This is a genomic window from Streptomyces sp. NPDC019937 (genome assembly GCF_040631655.1).
Taxonomy (GTDB): Bacteria; Actinomycetota; Actinomycetes; order Streptomycetales; family Streptomycetaceae; genus Streptomyces.
The window spans coordinates 135278-149349 of record NZ_JBEYAL010000009.1 but is presented as its reverse complement, the minus strand read 5'-3'; the positions used below and the strand labels follow the sequence as shown (position 1 = coordinate 149349).

The following is a 14072-nucleotide window of genomic DNA, read 5'->3' as shown; positions in this document are numbered from 1 at the left end:
GGCCGCGCGACCGGTAGCCTGGCGGGGTGACAGGCTCGGAAGAATCCCCTTCGTTCCGGCTCGCGTACGTCCCGGGGGTGACGCCCGCCAAGTGGGTGCGGATCTGGAACGAGCGCCTGCCCGACGTCCCGCTGCACCTCGTCGCGGTGTCCGCCGCCGAAGCGCCCGATGTGCTGCGCGGCGGCAGCGCCGACGCGGGGCTCGTGCGGCTGCCGGTGGACCGTACGGTGTTCAGCGCGATCCCCCTCTACGCCGAGACGACGGTCGTCGTGGTGCCGAAGGACCACGTCGTGGCGGCGGTCGACGAGGTGTCCGCCGACGATCTGGCCGACGACATCGTGCTGCATCCCCTCGATGACGTGGTCGGCTGGGAGCGCCCGCCGGGGCGGCCCGCGATCGAGCGCCCCGCCACGACGGCGGACGCCATCGAGCTGGTGGCGGCCGGGGTGGGACTGCTGGTCGTGCCGCAGTCGCTCGCCCGGCTGCACCACCGCAGGGATCTCACCTACCGGCCGGTCACGGACGCGCCCCAGTCGAGCGTCGCGCTGTCGTGGCCGGAGGAGGCGACCACCGACCTGGTGGAGGACTTCATCGGGATCGTCCGCGGGCGGACCGTCAACAGCACCCGGGGCCGCACCCCGCCCCCGGCGCAGCAGAAGCGCAAGCCCGCGGCGGGGAAGGCCGGGTCAGGGAAAGCGGGGGCGGGCAAGCCGGGGTCCGGCAAGGCGGCGGCCGGGAAGAACCCGCGAGGCCGTTCCGCGGCCCCCAAGGCCGGCAAGCGCGGCAAGCCCCGCCGCCGGTCCTAGCCGGTTCTGCCCCGTCCTAGCGCCCCGGCGCCCCGGCGCGCAGACCGTCCATGACCAGGTCCAGCAGCCGTCCGGCGCGCGACTGCCAGTCGCCGTGCGGATCGATCTGCCACAGCCCGGCGATGGCGAGCATGAAGTCGTCGGGGGTGACCCCCGGGCGGATGGTGCCCGCCTCCTCGTTCGCCGTCAGCAGGAGCCCGACGGCCGAGGTCAGCGGGCCGCGTGCCACCGTGACCAGGCTGCCGTGCCCGCTGGTGGCCTTGTGCAGCGCGTCGGCCAGGCCCGCCTTGGTCATGGCGTACCGGGCGAGGCGGTCCATCCACTCCCGCAGCGCCCGGTCCGGTGGGCGGCTCCGCAACAGCTGGGCCGCGGCGTCGGCGACCTGCTGCACCTCGTAGCGGTAGACCTCCAGGACGAGCGCCTCGCGGCTGGGGAAGTTGCGGTAGAACGTCCCCTGCCCGACGCCCGCCTTCCGCGCGATCGTGCTCAGCGGCGCGCACGCCGAACGCGTCAGCTCCGCCAGGGCCACTTCCAGGATGCGTTCGCGATTCCGTTGCGCGTCCGAGCGCAGTGGGGCGTGGGGGGTGTCCTTCCGCTCCCGCACTCGTCCTCCTCTCCGGCATCGCGTTCCGGGAATAGCCGCCGGGCCGCCCTTGCTGACCGGACAACTGTCCACTAAGTTCAAACCTGCCGGACAGTTGTCCGCTTAGGGCTACGATAGCGGCAGAAGCTGCCGGTGCGAACGGCCGGCGCCGCTCGCCACCCTTCTGCCCCCTTCCGGGCCCCCGTACCGTCTGCCCGGATGAGCTCGCTCGACGCGCACCAGCTACGCGAAAGAAGGCTGACCATGGCCCCAGCCCCCTCCCCGACGTCCAGCGCCATCACGCTGAATATCAACGGCGAGAAGCACACGCTGCCCGTCGACCACCGCACCACCCTGCTCGACGCCCTGCGCGAGCGTCTCGACCTGACCGGCACGAAGAAGGGCTGCGACCAAGGCCAGTGCGGTGCCTGCACCGTGCTGATCGACGGACGCCGAGCCGTCTCCTGTCTGCAGTTGGCGGTGGCCGCCGAGGGGCGTGACATCACCACCATCGAAGGCGTGGCCGACGGCGAGGACCTGCACCCGGTGCAGCAGGCGTTCCTCGACCTCGACGGCTACCAGTGCGGCTACTGCACGCCCGGGCAGATCTGCTCGGCCATCGCCGTGATCGAGGAACACGCGGCGGGCTGGCCGAGCGCCGCGACCCAGGACGTGCGGCCCGAAGCGGGGGCGCAGCCGCTCACCGCGGAGGAGATCCGGGAGCGGATGAGCGGCAACCTGTGCCGCTGTGGCGCGTACGTGTCGATCGTCGAGGCGGTCGCGCGGGCGGCGGAGGCCGCGCAGCCGCCATCCGGCGGCTCGGGTGACGGCATGGGTACGACGGAAGCGGAGGCAGCGGTATGAGGGAATTCGGATACGAGCGCGTGCACGACGTCTCCGGGGCGGTGGCCCTGCTCGGCGCCGACCCCGACGCGCGCTACCTCGGCGGCGGCACCAACCTCGTCGACCTGATGAAGACCGGGGTGGAGCGGCCCGCGCGCCTCATCGACGTGCGCGAGCTGCCCCTGGACCGGATCGAGGCCACGCCGGACGGGGCCTTGCACATCGGCGCGACCGTCACCAACAGCGATCTCGCCGCCCACCCCGATGTGCGCTCCCGCTTCCCGGCACTGGCCCAGGCCGTGCTGGCCGGCGCCTCCGGACAGCTGCGCAACATGGCCACGGTCGGCGGAAACCTGCTGCAGCGCACCCGCTGCGGCTACTTCACCGACACGTCCAAGCCGTGCAACAAGCGCGTCCCGGGCAGCGGTTGTCCCGCCATCGAGGGCGAGCACCACAACCACGCCATCCTCGGCGCCTCCGAGCACTGTGTGGCCATCCACCCCTCGGACATGGGCGTGGCGCTGACCGCCTTCGACGCCGTGGTCCACTACGAAACGGCGGACGGGCCGGGCGAGTTGCCCATGTCCGCGTTCTATCTGCCGGTGGGGGACACCCCGCACCTGGAGACCGCCCTGCCGCCCGGCGCGCTGATCACCGGCGTCAGCCTGCCGCCCGCTCCGGTCGCCACCGTCTCGCGCTACCGGAAGGTGCGCGAGCGCGCCTCGTACGCGTTCGCGATCGGCTCGATCGCCGCCGCCCTCGACGTCCGGGACGGTGTCGTCCACGAAGTGCGCCTGGCCTTCGGCGCGGTGGCGTCCCGGCCGTGGCGCGCCCGCGAGGCCGAGCGGGTGCTGACCGGGGGACCGGTGAGCGGTGAGGCGTTCGCCGCCGCCGCGGACGCCGAACTGGCGGCCGCCGAGACGCTGCCCCACAACGGATACAAGGTGACGCTGATGCGCAACCTCGTCGTGGCCATGTTGACCGAACTCTCCGAGGAGGCCGTCCGATGACCACGACGACCGGAACCGCCGCCGTCACCCCGTCCGTCGGCGCCGCGCACACCCGCGTGGAGGGCCGCGAGAAGGTCACCGGAGCCGCCCGCTACGCCGGTGAGATCCCCTTCGCCGACCTGGCCCACGGCTGGCTGGTGGTGTCCACCATCGCCCGCGGCCGCATCCTCGCGGTGGAGACCGAACCCGTCGAGGCGATGCCCGGCGTCCTGACCGTCCTGCACCACGGGAACGCCCCGCAGGTCGACGGCAGTTACGTCGGCCTGCTGGGCAAGCCCGACCCGACCATCACCCTCTTCCAGACCGACCGGGTGCCCTTCGTGGGCTGGCCGGTGGCGCTGGTCGTCGCGGAGACGCCCGAGCAGGCCCGGGAGGCCGCCGAGGCCCTGGTCGTCCGGTACGACGAGGAGCCGCACGACATCGCGTTCTCCGCCGGGCGCCCCGGGACGTACGTCCCGGAGGGCTCGCAGGCGGAGACCGCGAAGGGCGACATCGAGGCCGGGCTCGCTGCGGCGGCCGTCGTCGTGGACTCGGAGTACACCACCCCGGAAGAGCACCACGCCATGATGGAGCCGCACGCGGCCACCGCCCGCTGGGAAGGCGGCCGGCTGGAGATCGTCGACTCCAACCAGGGCAGCATGTGGGTGGCCGACGAGCTGGCCAAGATGTTCTCCCTCGACCTCGGCTCGGTGCGGGTGCGCTCCGAGCACGTCGGCGGCGGCTTCGGCTCCAAGGGGGTCCGTCCGCACCAGGTGGCGGCCGTGATGGCCACGACCGTCCTGCACCGCCCGGTCCGGGTGGTCCTGACGCGCCGCCAGATGTTCTCCATCACCGGCTACCGCAGCCCCACGGTGCAGCACGTCAGGCTCGGCGCCGACGCGGACGGGCGGCTGCGCGCGTTCGACCACCAGGCCCAGAGCCTCACCTCGACCGTGCACGAATTCATCGAGCGCAGCGCCGACTACGGGCGCGCGATGTACGACGCCGACGCACACCACACCGTCAACCGCGTGGTGGCGCTCGACGTGCCGACGCCGACCTTCGTGCGCGCGCCGGGCGAGGCACCGGGCTCGTTCGCGCTGGAGTCCGCGCTCGACGAACTCGCCGAGAAGTGCGGCCTGGACCCGATCGCGCTGCGCGCGCGCAACGAACCCGAGGCGGGCCCGGTGTCCGGGCTGCCCTACAGCACCCGCCGGGTGATCGACTGTTTCGAGGAGGGCGCCCGCAGGTTCGGCTGGGCGGACCGCGACCCGCGCCCCGGGCTGCGCCGGGAGGGCCGCTGGCTGCTCGGGACGGGCACGGCGGCGGCCACGTTCCCCTCGAACGCCATGCCGTCCACGGCGGCCGTGACCGCCGAGCCGGACGGCACCTTCACGGTACGGATCACCGCGGCCGACATCGGGACCGGCGCCAGGACCGCGCTGACCCAGATCGCGGCGGACGCGCTGGAGGTGGAGCCGAGCCGTATCCACATGCGCATCGCGGACAGCGACTTCGGCCAAGCCATGATCGCGGGCGGCTCCATGGGCACCCGCTCCTGGGCCTGGGCGGTCACCTCCGCGGCCAAGGAGCTGCGCGAGCAGCTGGCCCTCGGCGGCGGCATCCCGGAGGAGGGCCTCACCGCGCGGTCGAACACCGCCGAGGCCATCGGCGCCCTCGCGCAAAAGGAACGCCACTCCTTCGGGGCGCAGTTCGCCGAGGTCGCGGTGGACGCCGCCACCGGCGAGGTCCGGGTGCGGCGCATGCTGGGCATCTTCGCGGCGGGCCGGATCGTCAACCCGCTGACCGCGCAGAGCCAGCTCCGCGGCGGCATGGTCTGGGGCCTGTCCATGGCGCTGCACGAGGAGGCGGTCAGGGACGGGGCCTTCGGCGGCCACGTCGGCCCCGACCTCGCGGGCTACCACGTCGCCGCGCACGCCGACGTGCCGCCCATCGAGGTGGGCTGGGTGGACGACCCGGACCCGGAGGACCCGGTCGGCATCAAGGGCATCGGCGAGGTCGGGATCGTCGGAGCGGCGGCGGCGGTCGCCAACGCCGTCTGGCACGCGACCGGCGTGCGCCACCGGCACCTGCCGATCCGCCCCGACCGCGTTCTGCTGGCGGGCACCGCGCCGGGTGGGGACGGGGATGCTTGACATAGCCGCCGAGTTGGACCGGTGGGTCGAGGAGGGCCGGGACTTCGCCGTCGCCACCGTCGTGGCCGTCGGTGGCAGCGCGCCACGGGGTCCCGGCGCCGCCCTCGCCGTCGACTCCGAGGGCACCGCCATCGGCTCGGTCTCCGGCGGCTGCGTGGAGGCGTCGGTGTACGACCGCTGCCTCCAGGCGCTGGAGGACGGCGAGACGGTGCTGGAGCGGTTCGGCTACAGCGACGAGGACGCCTTCGCGGTGGGGCTGACCTGCGGCGGTGTGCTGGAGGTCATGGTCACGCCGGTGCGGGCGGACGCGCCGGCCCGGGCGGTGTTCGCGGCGGCCCTGTCGGCCGCCGCCCGCGGGGAGACGGCCGCGGTCGCCCGGGTGTCCCGGGGCCCGGCCGAACTCCTCGGCCGGGGGCTGTTCGTCCGCCCCGACGGCTCGTACGAGGGCGGCCTGGGCGGCGATCCGGAGCTGGACCGTGCGGCGGCGGACGAGGCGGGCGCCCTGCTGGCGGCGGGCCGCACCGGCGCGTTCACCCTGCCTGGGCACCGAGAGGCCCCGTCCGGCCTGACGGTGTTCGTCGAGTCGAGCGTGCCGCCGCCCCGGATGATCGTCTTCGGTGCGGTGGACTTCGCCGCGGCACTGGCCCGCACGGGCAAGTTCCTCGGCTACCACGTGACGGTGTGCGACGCCCGTCCCGTCTTCGCCACCCGGGTCCGCTTCCCCGAGGCCGACGAGATCGTGGTCGACTGGCCGCACCGCTATCTGCGGCGGACGGCGACCGACGGCCGAACGGTGCTGTGCGTGCTCACCCATGACGCCAAGTTCGACGTCCCGCTGCTGGAGGAGGCCCTGCGGCTGCCGGTCGCGTTCGTCGGCGCCATGGGGTCGCGCCGCACCCACGAGGACCGCACCCGCAAGCTCCGTGAGGCGGGTCTCACCGACCGTGAACTGGCCCGGCTGCGCTCGCCGATCGGCCTCGACCTCGGCGCCCGTACGCCCGAGGAGACCGCCCTGTCCATCGCGGCGGAGATCGTCGCGGCGCGGCGGGGCGGCACGGGCGTGCCGCTGACCGGCTCGGGGACACCCATCCACCGCGACGGGGAGGCGGGGCCACACGTGGCCGCGTGACCCCAGGGCACCGGACGAAGATCATCTGTGGTGGACAGCGATCCGGCGTGACGGAAAGGCTCGTCACGTCGTGCGTCGCCCGCAATCCAAGGAGTGATCCTTCCCGGATGCCTTCGTACTACGTGGCTTCCGATATCGGTGGCACCTTCACCGACACCGTCGTGATCGATGACACGGGACGGGTGGGCCGGTACAAGTCCTCCACGGTTCCCGCCAACAGCTTCGACGTCGGGCTGGTGCTGGACGAGCGCCCGGTCATGTCGAACCCCACCCTCATCGGCCGCGACCGGCTCGCCCTGCCGTCCGTGGCGGTGCGCGCCATCGGCGCCGGGGCCGGTTCCATCGCCTCCGTAAGGGGCGGGTGCTCGTCGTCGGCCCCGGGAGCGCGGGCGCCCACCCGGGCCCTGCCTGTTACGGGCGCGGCGGCGAGCGCCCCACGGTCGCCGACGCGGACCTGGTGCTCGGCTACCTCAACCCCGACAACTTCCTCGGCGGGCGGCTCGCCCTCGACGTCGAGCGTGCCCGCGCCGCCATCGAGGAGCACATCGCCCGGCCGACCGGGCTGACCGTCGAGCAGGCCGCCGAGGGCATCAAGACCATCGTGGACGCCCGGATGGCCGACCTGGTGCGCCAGGTGACCGTGGAACACGGCTACGACCCGGCCGACTTCGCGGTCTTCTCCTACGGCGGCGCGGGCCCGCTGCACGCCTTCTCCTACGGCGCCGAGCTGGGCTGCCCGCGCATCGTCGTCCCGCTCACCGCCTCCGTCCACTCGGCGTTCGGCATCGGCAGCTCCGATCTGACCATGATCGAGGAGCGGTCCAAGCTCCTGCCTACGTCTGCCCGCACTGTGTGACGTCCCTGTGGGTCGACACCGAGCCGGCCGCGGGCAAGCCCTGGCGGGACTTCGCCCCGCGCCCCTGAGCGGCGCCCCTGAGAACGCCACGCGGCGTACGGCACGCCCGGTGCCCCGGCCGGGGCACCGGGCGTGCCGTCGGATACCTCAGTCCTGCGGGGCGCCCGCGGGAAGCTTGCGCCAGGTCACCGTGGTGCGGGTGTGGTACGCCCAGTCGAGCATCTTCTTCGCGTCCGGATACCGGTTGCTGTCGCCGAGGAGCACCCCGACGACCGTACGGCCGCTCCGCAGAGCGGCGAACACGATGCACTTGCCCGCCGCGGTGCCCGTACCGGTCTTGATCCCGATGGCGCCGTTGTACGAGCCCAGCAGCTTGTTGCTGTTGCTCCAGTAGTAGTACCTGGTCCGGCCGTTGGCCGCCGGGGCCTTCTGCTCGGTGTCGACGGTCTTGACCACCGTGCGCAGGGTGGCGTTGCCGAGCGCGTGCCGCGCCAGCTTCGCCAGGTCGCGGGCGGTCGTGTAGTTGGCGCCGTGCGTGGAGATGCCGTCGAAGGAGTCGTACCGGGTCCTGGTCATCCCCAGCGCGGCCGCCTTCTTGTTCATCTTGGCGACGAACGACTTCGTGCGCTTGGCGGTGGTGCTCCCGCTGCCGAAGGTGTCGGCGAGGGCCATGGCGGCGTCACAGCCGGACGGCAGCAGCATGCCGTACAGCAACTGCCTGACCGTGAGCTTGTCGCCCTTCTTCAGGTCCGCCGCGCTGCCGCCACTGGTCCTGATGTAGTCCAGGTACGCCTGCTTGACGGTGACCTTCTTGTTGAGGTTCACCCCGCGGGTGTCGAGCACCACGACCGCCGTCATCAGCTTGGTGATGCTCGCCATCTGGCGCTTGGTGTCCGGGCCCTTGCTCCACAGCTTCTTGTTCGCGCTGTTGTCGAGCAGATACGCGCCCTTGGCCCGGACGCCGGACGGACCGGCGGCGGTCTGTGCCGCCGGGGCGGCCGGTGCCGCCTGCGCGCTCGCGACCGGCGCGGCGACCGCCAGCGCCACCGTGGCCGCGATGACGGCCGCTCCCCGGCGGCGGCCCGCGTTACCCCGATGTAATCCCATACGCCCTCGCTCTCCTCCGTTGATGGGTGGGCGCCGGTATCGTCTCACCGGGGGGAAAATGACGATGTGTCGGGGTGTCAACCACCGGCCGTCACCCAGTCGTAGGCCACCCGCGCGTCGAACTCCCCCTGCCCGCCGCGGAAGATCAGCCCGGCGTGGTCGTACGCCGAGCCGTCCCCGGCGGCGCCCCCGGGATACGGCACGGCGATGCAGCGCATCCCGGCCCGCCGCGCCGCCTCCACCCCGGGCCCGGCGTCCTCGACCACCACACAGTCCGCCGGATCGGTGGCCAGCAGCCGCGCGGCGGCCAGGAAGACATCCGGTTCGGGCTTGCCGCGCCCGATGTCCTCCGCGGAGACGTACAGCGGCAGCAGCGCGTCCAGACCGGTGGCGGTCAGCGCGGCCTCGATCGCGGGCCGGGAGGAACCGGACGCCACGGCGATCGGATGCCCGGCGGCGTGCAGCCGCTCGGCGAACGCCCGCATCTCGCCGAACACGGTGGTGGAGGCACGGACCAGCTCCAGGTAATGGCCGTTCTTCACGGCCAGCAGCTCCTCCACCGGCGCGTCGATCGCGTACCGCGCGCGCAGGGTCTCCAGCGTCTCGCGGGTGCCGATCCCGATGAACCGGGTGTGCTCCTCCCACGTGAAGCCGGTGATGCCGTACCGGGCGAGGGTGCGCCGGCCCGCCTCGTAGTAGTTGGGCTCGCTGTCCACGAGCGTGCCGTCGAGGTCGAAGATCACAGAAGGGGTCCGCCGGATGCTCATACGGACAGCATGCCAAGGCCGTGATCAGGGCCGACGGCGGGCTCCCGCGGTCTGCCCCACGGCGTCGACCAGCGGCAGCATCCGATGCCGCACCCGCTCCCTGAGCACCATCTCGGTGCGGGTGCGGACCACCCCCGGCAGCCGGATCAGCCGCTGCACCACGTCCTCCAGATGCTCGTTGTCCCGCGCCACGACCCGCGTCAGCAGATCACCCGCGCCCGTGGTCGAGAACACCTCGATGATCTCCGGGACGGTGGCCAGCGCGTCGCCCACGTCGTCCAGATGGCCCTGGGTGACCTCGATGTGCACGAAGGCCAGCACCGGATGGCCGAGCGCGGCGGGGGAGAGCGACGGCCCGTAGCCGGTGATCACGCCCGCCCGCTCCAGCCGGTCCAGCCGCGCCTGCACGGTGCCGCGGGCGACGCCCAGGAGCCGGGCGTATTCGCGCACGCTGGTGCGCGGCTGCTCCAGCAGCAGCCGCAGGATCTTCGCGTCGAGCGCGTCCACCGCGTCCCCCGGTGCGGGCATGGGCCATCGGCTCCCTCGTGGTCGGAATCTTGGCCGGGTGACTGTACCAATGGCCCAGCCGAATAGTGATCGCTTGAGCCGATGGTGGTGGGGTGCTTCCCTTATGGGCAGATGGCGTTGCGCTGGGCTGCGCCGGACGGCAAGGAAGCCGCATCCGGGTCCCCGCAGCGCCTTTGTCGTACCCGGAGGGAAAGGAACAGGTCACAGCGGTGCTGCGGGATTTTCGGACGTGGGTGGGGATCGGCGCGACGATGTTCGCGGCTCCCGATCCGGGGCTGCGGCGGCTGCGGGTCTCGGCGCGGGCCGTGCTCGGCGTCGGCTCGGCGGTCGCCGCGGTCGCCTGGGCCGGGCTGCCCCTGCCGGCCGCGGTCGTGGCCGGGCTCGCGGCGCTCCTCACGCTCTTCACGGTGGCCGACCCGACCGTACGACGGCAGGCCCTCACCACCGCGCTGCTCCCGGCCGTCGGCCTGCCGGTGCTGGCGCTGGCCGCCGTACTGCACCGGGTGCCGCCCGGGCGCGACGCGGCCTTCCTCGTGGTGGTCTTCTGCGGCGTCGCCGCCCGGCGGTGGGGGCCGCGCGGCAACGCCCTCGGCATCTTCGCGTTCATGATGTTCTTCGCGGCCCAGTTCCTGGGCGCCGGGCCGGGTGAACTGCCCGTGCTGGCCGTGGCGGTGCCGATGGGCGTGGCGGTCGCCGCCCTCGTGCGGTTCGGCGTGTGGTGCCTCGAGCGGCACACCCCCGGGGCGCCCGCCGCCGCGCCCCCGCCGCCCGCCACCCGGCAGGCGTTCCAGGCGGCCGCCGCCTGCGGCTTCGCGCTCGCCGTCGGCCAGGCGCTCTCCGGGGAGCGGTGGTACTGGGCCGTCGGCACCGCCTGGTGGATCTTCGTCAATACCGCCTCACGCGGCGAGACGCTGGTACGCGGCTTCCGCCGGGTCATCGGCACCGCCGGCGGCATCGCGGCCGGGCTCGCCGTCGCCGTACCGCTGCACGGCGCGCCCGCGCCCACCGCCGTCCTCGTCGCCGCCTGCGTCTTCGGGATCTTCTACACCGCGCCGCTGTCGTACAGCTGGATGGTGTTCTTCGTGACGCTGATGGCCGGGCTGCTCTACGGCCTGCTCGGCGTGCTCCACCCCGGGCTGCTCGCGCTGCGCCTGGAGCAGACCGCAGTCGGCGCGGCCGGGGCGGGCCTGGCCGTGGCGCTGGTGCTCCCGGTGACCACCCACGCCGCGACGGACGCGTGGATCCGGCGCGCCCTGGAGTCCGTACGGCGTTGCGCCGCCGACGCCGCGCGGCGGCTCGCGGGCGACCCGGCGGCGGACCCCGCGCCGCACGTCGCCGAGCTGGAGTCGGCGCTGCGGGGTCTGCGGGGGTCGATCGCCCCGCTGCTGCACCCGCTCAGCCCGCTGCGCGCCCGCCGCGCCCGGGCGCGTCAGGTCATGCTGGCGCTCGACGACTGCGCCCGCCAGGCCCGCGGCCTCGCCGCGCTGGCCGCCGACCCGGTCGCGTCCCACGACGCCCGCCTGACCGCGGCGTGCGCCCGCGTCGAGGCGGCGGTGGGCCGCCTGACCGCCCCCGTCGGCCCGTCCCGCGCCGCCCCCGCCCCCGCCGGGCCACCGCCCCACCCGGCCACCGACCGGGCCCTGGCCCATCTGCACGACCTGGAGGCCGCCCTGACCGGCCTCGCCGACCCGCTGCGCGCACCGCTGCGGGCCTGAGAGGACCCGGGCCGGGGCTTCCGCCAACCGGAGTCCGCTGACGGCGCGTCAAGCACGGAATCGTCCATTCCAGAGTCCTGGTCCGGGCCGGGCTGTTAGCGTCGGCCGCAAGCGGAACCGCTGGAGAGGCAGCACGGTGAGCACGGAGCAACGGGCGTACAGGGCGTACATCGGGTCGTTCACCGAGGCGGGCGGAGCAGGGATCACCGTCGCGGACGTCGACCTCGCCACGGGGGAGCTGACGCCGCGCCACGCCACGGACGAGGTCGCCAACCCCTCGTATCTCGCGCTCTCACCCGGCGGGGACGTCCTCTACGCGGTGAGCGAGACCGGCGACGGCGCGGCCGCCGCCTTCCGGACCGGCGGCGACCCCGCCCGCCCGCTCACCCTCCTCGGCGACCCCGTCCCCGTCCACGGCGCGGCACCCACCCATCTCGCGCTCGCCGCCGGGCATCTGCTCACCGCCAACTACGGCTCCGGCAGCGTCAGCGCGCTGCCGGTCGGCGAGGACGGCGGGCTCGGCGAGCCGACGGCGGTGCTGCGGCACGAGGGCGGCGGCCCCGACCGCGAGCGGCAGAGCGGGCCGCACGCCCACCAGGTGCTGCCGGACCCGTCCGGCGGCTGGCTGCTGAGCGTCGACCTCGGCGCCGACGCCGTCTGGGTGTACGAGCCCGCCGGGCCGCGGGCGCACCGGACGGTCGGGCTGCGGGCCGGGAGCGGGCCGCGTCATGTGGCGTTCCATCCGCGCGGCGACCGCGCCTACGTCGTCAACGAGCTGGATCCGACGGTCACGGTGTGCCGTTGGGACGCGGCGTCCGGCACCCTCGAACCGCTCGCCGAGACCCGTGTCGTCCCGCCCGGCACGGAAACCGAAACCTTCCCCTCCGAGGCTGCGGTCTCCCCGGACGGCCGCTTCGTCTGGGTCGCCGCGCGCGGCCACGACAGCGTCACGACGCTCGCCCTCGACACCCCGGGCGACCGCATGGAGCTGGTCACCACCACGCCCTGCGGCGGCCACTGGCCGCGTGACCTGACCCTCGACCCCTCGGGCGGCCGTCTCTACGTCGCGAACGAGCGCTCGGGAGACGTCACCTGGTTCGGCCTCGACCCCACCACCGGGGTGCCGAGCCGCGGCGGTTCCCTCGAGGCGCCGGCCGCGTCCTGCGTGATCTTCGGCTGAACCGCGCGGACCCGGTGGGCCGCGGGGGCTCGTACGGGTCAGGGGGCGTACGGGGCGTCATGGGGCGGGCCGGGCGCGGGGCGTGATGCCCCGCGCCTCGCAGGCCCCTCGGTTGGGGGCTCGGTTCGCCTCCGGGACGCCTTGAGCCCCGGTCGACGGTCGACGGTGCTCGGCCCTTCGTTCCTCAGGGCCTGCGCGCGCTCTCCCTTTCGACCGCGGCGCGCCCCTTCGGCTCACTCGCCGTGCCGAGACGATTCAGCGCAGCCCGGCGGAGGCCGGGAGCGTGATGCCCAGCGCGGCCGCGTACTTCGACAGCACCAGCTTGCCCACGGCCGGGTAGGCGCCCAGCGCCTCGGCCGCGGCGCAGCCCGCCTCCTCGGCGGCCGCCTTGGTCAGCTCGGCGGACACCTCCGGGCCGATGAGGTACGGCGCGAGCGCGAGCCGGGCCGAACCGGCGGAGCGCAGCTGCTCGGCGACGCGGACCACGGCCCCGTCCTCGTCCAGCGCGGCGGCCATCACCGGCACGGCGAGGCGCGCGGAGAGCAGCATGCCGGTGATCCCGCCGGCGTCGGCGGCCTCGCCGCCGCCCACGGTGGCCAGGATGATGCCGTCAGCGGCGGTCGCCACCGTGAAGAGGCGGGCCCGGTCGGCGCGGGCGAGGCCCGCTTCCGACAGCCGGACGTGCAGGCCCTCCGCGAGCAGCGGGTGCGGGCCGAGGACATCGGTGAGTTCGGCGGCGGAGCCGCTGCTCATGACGGCCTGGCGTATCCGGCGCAGCAGCGCGTTGTCCGGGCCCGCGAGCAGCGGGACCACCACGGCCGACGGGCCGTCGGTCGGGACGGAGGGCGGCGGAGGCATCTCCGGGATCTCCTCGCCCGCGGCCTCGGCGGCGGCGATCGCCTCCGCGGTGGCCGCGGCGGTGGCCTTGGCGGCCTCCCGCGCCTGGCGCAGCCGCTCGGTGCGGTCCTGGGCGGCGCGCGCGAGCACGGACTCCAGCTGCGGGAATTCCGCGTTCTCGCCTTCCACGTCCACATAGCCGACCTGGGCGTCGAGGCCGGGCAGCTCGGAGCGGGCGATGCTCACGATCTCCTCGGCCAGGCTCCGGGTGGCGGCTTCCGGGGCCCCCGGAACGGCCAGCACCAGCGGCGGTGCGCCCACGGGTGCGGCCGCGGGCTCCGGGCGGCGGTGCCGTCCGGGCTGGCGGGGACGCGGCATTCGTACTGGCAGGCCGGACGCGGGCCCTGTGGGGGAGCTCATGGCGCCGCATGTTAGTCGCTCTATAGGGTTGGCTGTTCGGGAGGGGGGCGACTGGGCGTTTTCTGTCCCCTTTTGCCGAGCCTCGCTGTTCGATGCTGTGCGGGGGGCGAACAGAGCTGCTCGGACACCGGATAGGGTGTCCGTAATGCGGAACCC

General features: G+C 74.1%; 13 protein-coding genes. 8 read left to right on the top strand and 5 right to left on the bottom strand.

Features of this window, described 5'->3' with window-relative positions; translation table 11 throughout:
• The first annotated feature begins 26 nt into the window (after nt 1-26).
• Entirely contained in the window at nt 27-806 is a 780-nt protein-coding gene (locus tag ABZ562_RS11585) for a LysR substrate-binding domain-containing protein (protein ID WP_361476717.1), read from the top strand.
• Nucleotides 807-822: 16 nt separating this feature from the next.
• Here the strand turns inward: ABZ562_RS11585 and ABZ562_RS11580 are convergent, their stop codons facing one another.
• Nucleotides 823-1410 (bottom strand): TetR/AcrR family transcriptional regulator, encoded by a 588-nt coding sequence (locus ABZ562_RS11580; RefSeq protein ID WP_361476715.1) that lies wholly within the window; start codon nt 1408-1410, stop codon nt 823-825.
• Nucleotides 1411-1653: 243 nt separating this feature from the next.
• Between ABZ562_RS11580 and ABZ562_RS11575 the strand changes: the two genes are divergently transcribed.
• From ABZ562_RS11575 to ABZ562_RS11555, 5 genes are all read left to right on the top strand, one after another.
• Nucleotides 1654-2253, top strand: a complete 600-nt coding sequence (locus tag ABZ562_RS11575; RefSeq protein WP_361476713.1) for a 2Fe-2S iron-sulfur cluster-binding protein — start codon at nt 1654-1656, stop codon at nt 2251-2253.
• On the top strand, nt 2250-3242 hold the full coding sequence (locus ABZ562_RS11570; protein ID WP_361476711.1) for a xanthine dehydrogenase family protein subunit M: 993 nt from the start codon (nt 2250-2252) through the stop codon (nt 3240-3242). Before ABZ562_RS11575 ends, ABZ562_RS11570 begins: the two co-directional genes overlap by 4 nt.
• The gene (locus ABZ562_RS11565; protein WP_361476709.1) at nt 3239-5377 is read left to right on the top strand and encodes a xanthine dehydrogenase family protein molybdopterin-binding subunit; all 2139 of its coding nucleotides are present in this window, start codon (nt 3239-3241) and stop codon (nt 5375-5377) included. The genes ABZ562_RS11570 and ABZ562_RS11565 overlap by 4 nt, the downstream gene beginning before the upstream one ends.
• Nucleotides 5370-6506 (top strand): XdhC/CoxI family protein, encoded by a 1137-nt coding sequence (locus tag ABZ562_RS11560; RefSeq protein WP_361476707.1) that lies wholly within the window; start codon nt 5370-5372, stop codon nt 6504-6506. The genes ABZ562_RS11565 and ABZ562_RS11560 overlap by 8 nt, the downstream gene beginning before the upstream one ends.
• 361 nt (nt 6507-6867) lie before the next feature.
• On the top strand, nt 6868-7362 hold the full coding sequence (locus tag ABZ562_RS11555; RefSeq protein WP_361476705.1) for a hydantoinase/oxoprolinase family protein: 495 nt from the start codon (nt 6868-6870) through the stop codon (nt 7360-7362).
• Nucleotides 7363-7509: 147 nt separating this feature from the next.
• On the opposite strand, the gene ABZ562_RS11550 is transcribed toward ABZ562_RS11555, so the two are convergent.
• From ABZ562_RS11550 to ABZ562_RS11540, 3 genes are all read right to left on the bottom strand, one after another.
• Complete coding sequence (locus ABZ562_RS11550) at nt 7510-8469, bottom strand: serine hydrolase (RefSeq protein WP_361476703.1); 960 nt, start codon at nt 8467-8469, stop codon at nt 7510-7512.
• A gap of 77 nt (nt 8470-8546) precedes the next feature.
• Entirely contained in the window at nt 8547-9236 is a 690-nt protein-coding gene (locus ABZ562_RS11545) for an HAD family phosphatase (protein WP_361476701.1), read from the bottom strand.
• A 24-nt stretch (nt 9237-9260) separates the two neighbouring features.
• Nucleotides 9261-9764, bottom strand: a complete 504-nt coding sequence (locus ABZ562_RS11540; protein ID WP_361476700.1) for an Lrp/AsnC family transcriptional regulator — start codon at nt 9762-9764, stop codon at nt 9261-9263.
• A gap of 251 nt (nt 9765-10015) precedes the next feature.
• Between ABZ562_RS11540 and ABZ562_RS11535 the strand changes: the two genes are divergently transcribed.
• Complete coding sequence (locus ABZ562_RS11535) at nt 10016-11479, top strand: FUSC family protein (protein WP_361476877.1); 1464 nt, start codon at nt 10016-10018, stop codon at nt 11477-11479.
• Nucleotides 11480-11615: 136 nt separating this feature from the next.
• Entirely contained in the window at nt 11616-12659 is a 1044-nt protein-coding gene (locus ABZ562_RS11530) for a lactonase family protein (protein WP_361476698.1), read from the top strand.
• 255 nt (nt 12660-12914) lie between these two features.
• Here ABZ562_RS11530 and ABZ562_RS11525 read toward each other — a convergent pair whose 3' ends face one another.
• On the bottom strand, nt 12915-13916 hold the full coding sequence (locus ABZ562_RS11525) for a hypothetical protein (RefSeq protein ID WP_361476696.1): 1002 nt from the start codon (nt 13914-13916) through the stop codon (nt 12915-12917).
• Between the last annotated feature and the right edge of the window lie 156 nt (nt 13917-14072).

What these genes read in the sequence shown, in the direction of transcription:
- ABZ562_RS11575 (WP_361476713.1), top strand. Translation starts at nt 1,654, where the DNA reads ATGGCCCCAGCCCCCTCCCCGACGTCCAGCGCCATCACGCTGAATATC.
- ABZ562_RS11570 (WP_361476711.1), top strand. Translation starts at nt 2,250, where the DNA reads ATGAGGGAATTCGGATACGAGCGCGTGCACGACGTCTCCGGGGCGGTG.
- ABZ562_RS11565 (WP_361476709.1), top strand. Translation starts at nt 3,239, where the DNA reads ATGACCACGACGACCGGAACCGCCGCCGTCACCCCGTCCGTCGGCGCC.
- ABZ562_RS11560 (WP_361476707.1), top strand. Translation starts at nt 5,370, where the DNA reads ATGCTTGACATAGCCGCCGAGTTGGACCGGTGGGTCGAGGAGGGCCGG.
- ABZ562_RS11550 (WP_361476703.1), bottom strand. Translation starts at nt 8,469, where the DNA reads ATGGGATTACATCGGGGTAACGCGGGCCGCCGCCGGGGAGCGGCCGTC.
- ABZ562_RS11545 (WP_361476701.1), bottom strand. Translation starts at nt 9,236, where the DNA reads ATGAGCATCCGGCGGACCCCTTCTGTGATCTTCGACCTCGACGGCACG.
- ABZ562_RS11540 (WP_361476700.1), bottom strand. Translation starts at nt 9,764, where the DNA reads ATGCCCGCACCGGGGGACGCGGTGGACGCGCTCGACGCGAAGATCCTG.
- ABZ562_RS11535 (WP_361476877.1), top strand. Translation starts at nt 10,016, where the DNA reads ATGTTCGCGGCTCCCGATCCGGGGCTGCGGCGGCTGCGGGTCTCGGCG.
- ABZ562_RS11525 (WP_361476696.1), bottom strand. Translation starts at nt 13,916, where the DNA reads ATGAGCTCCCCCACAGGGCCCGCGTCCGGCCTGCCAGTACGAATGCCG.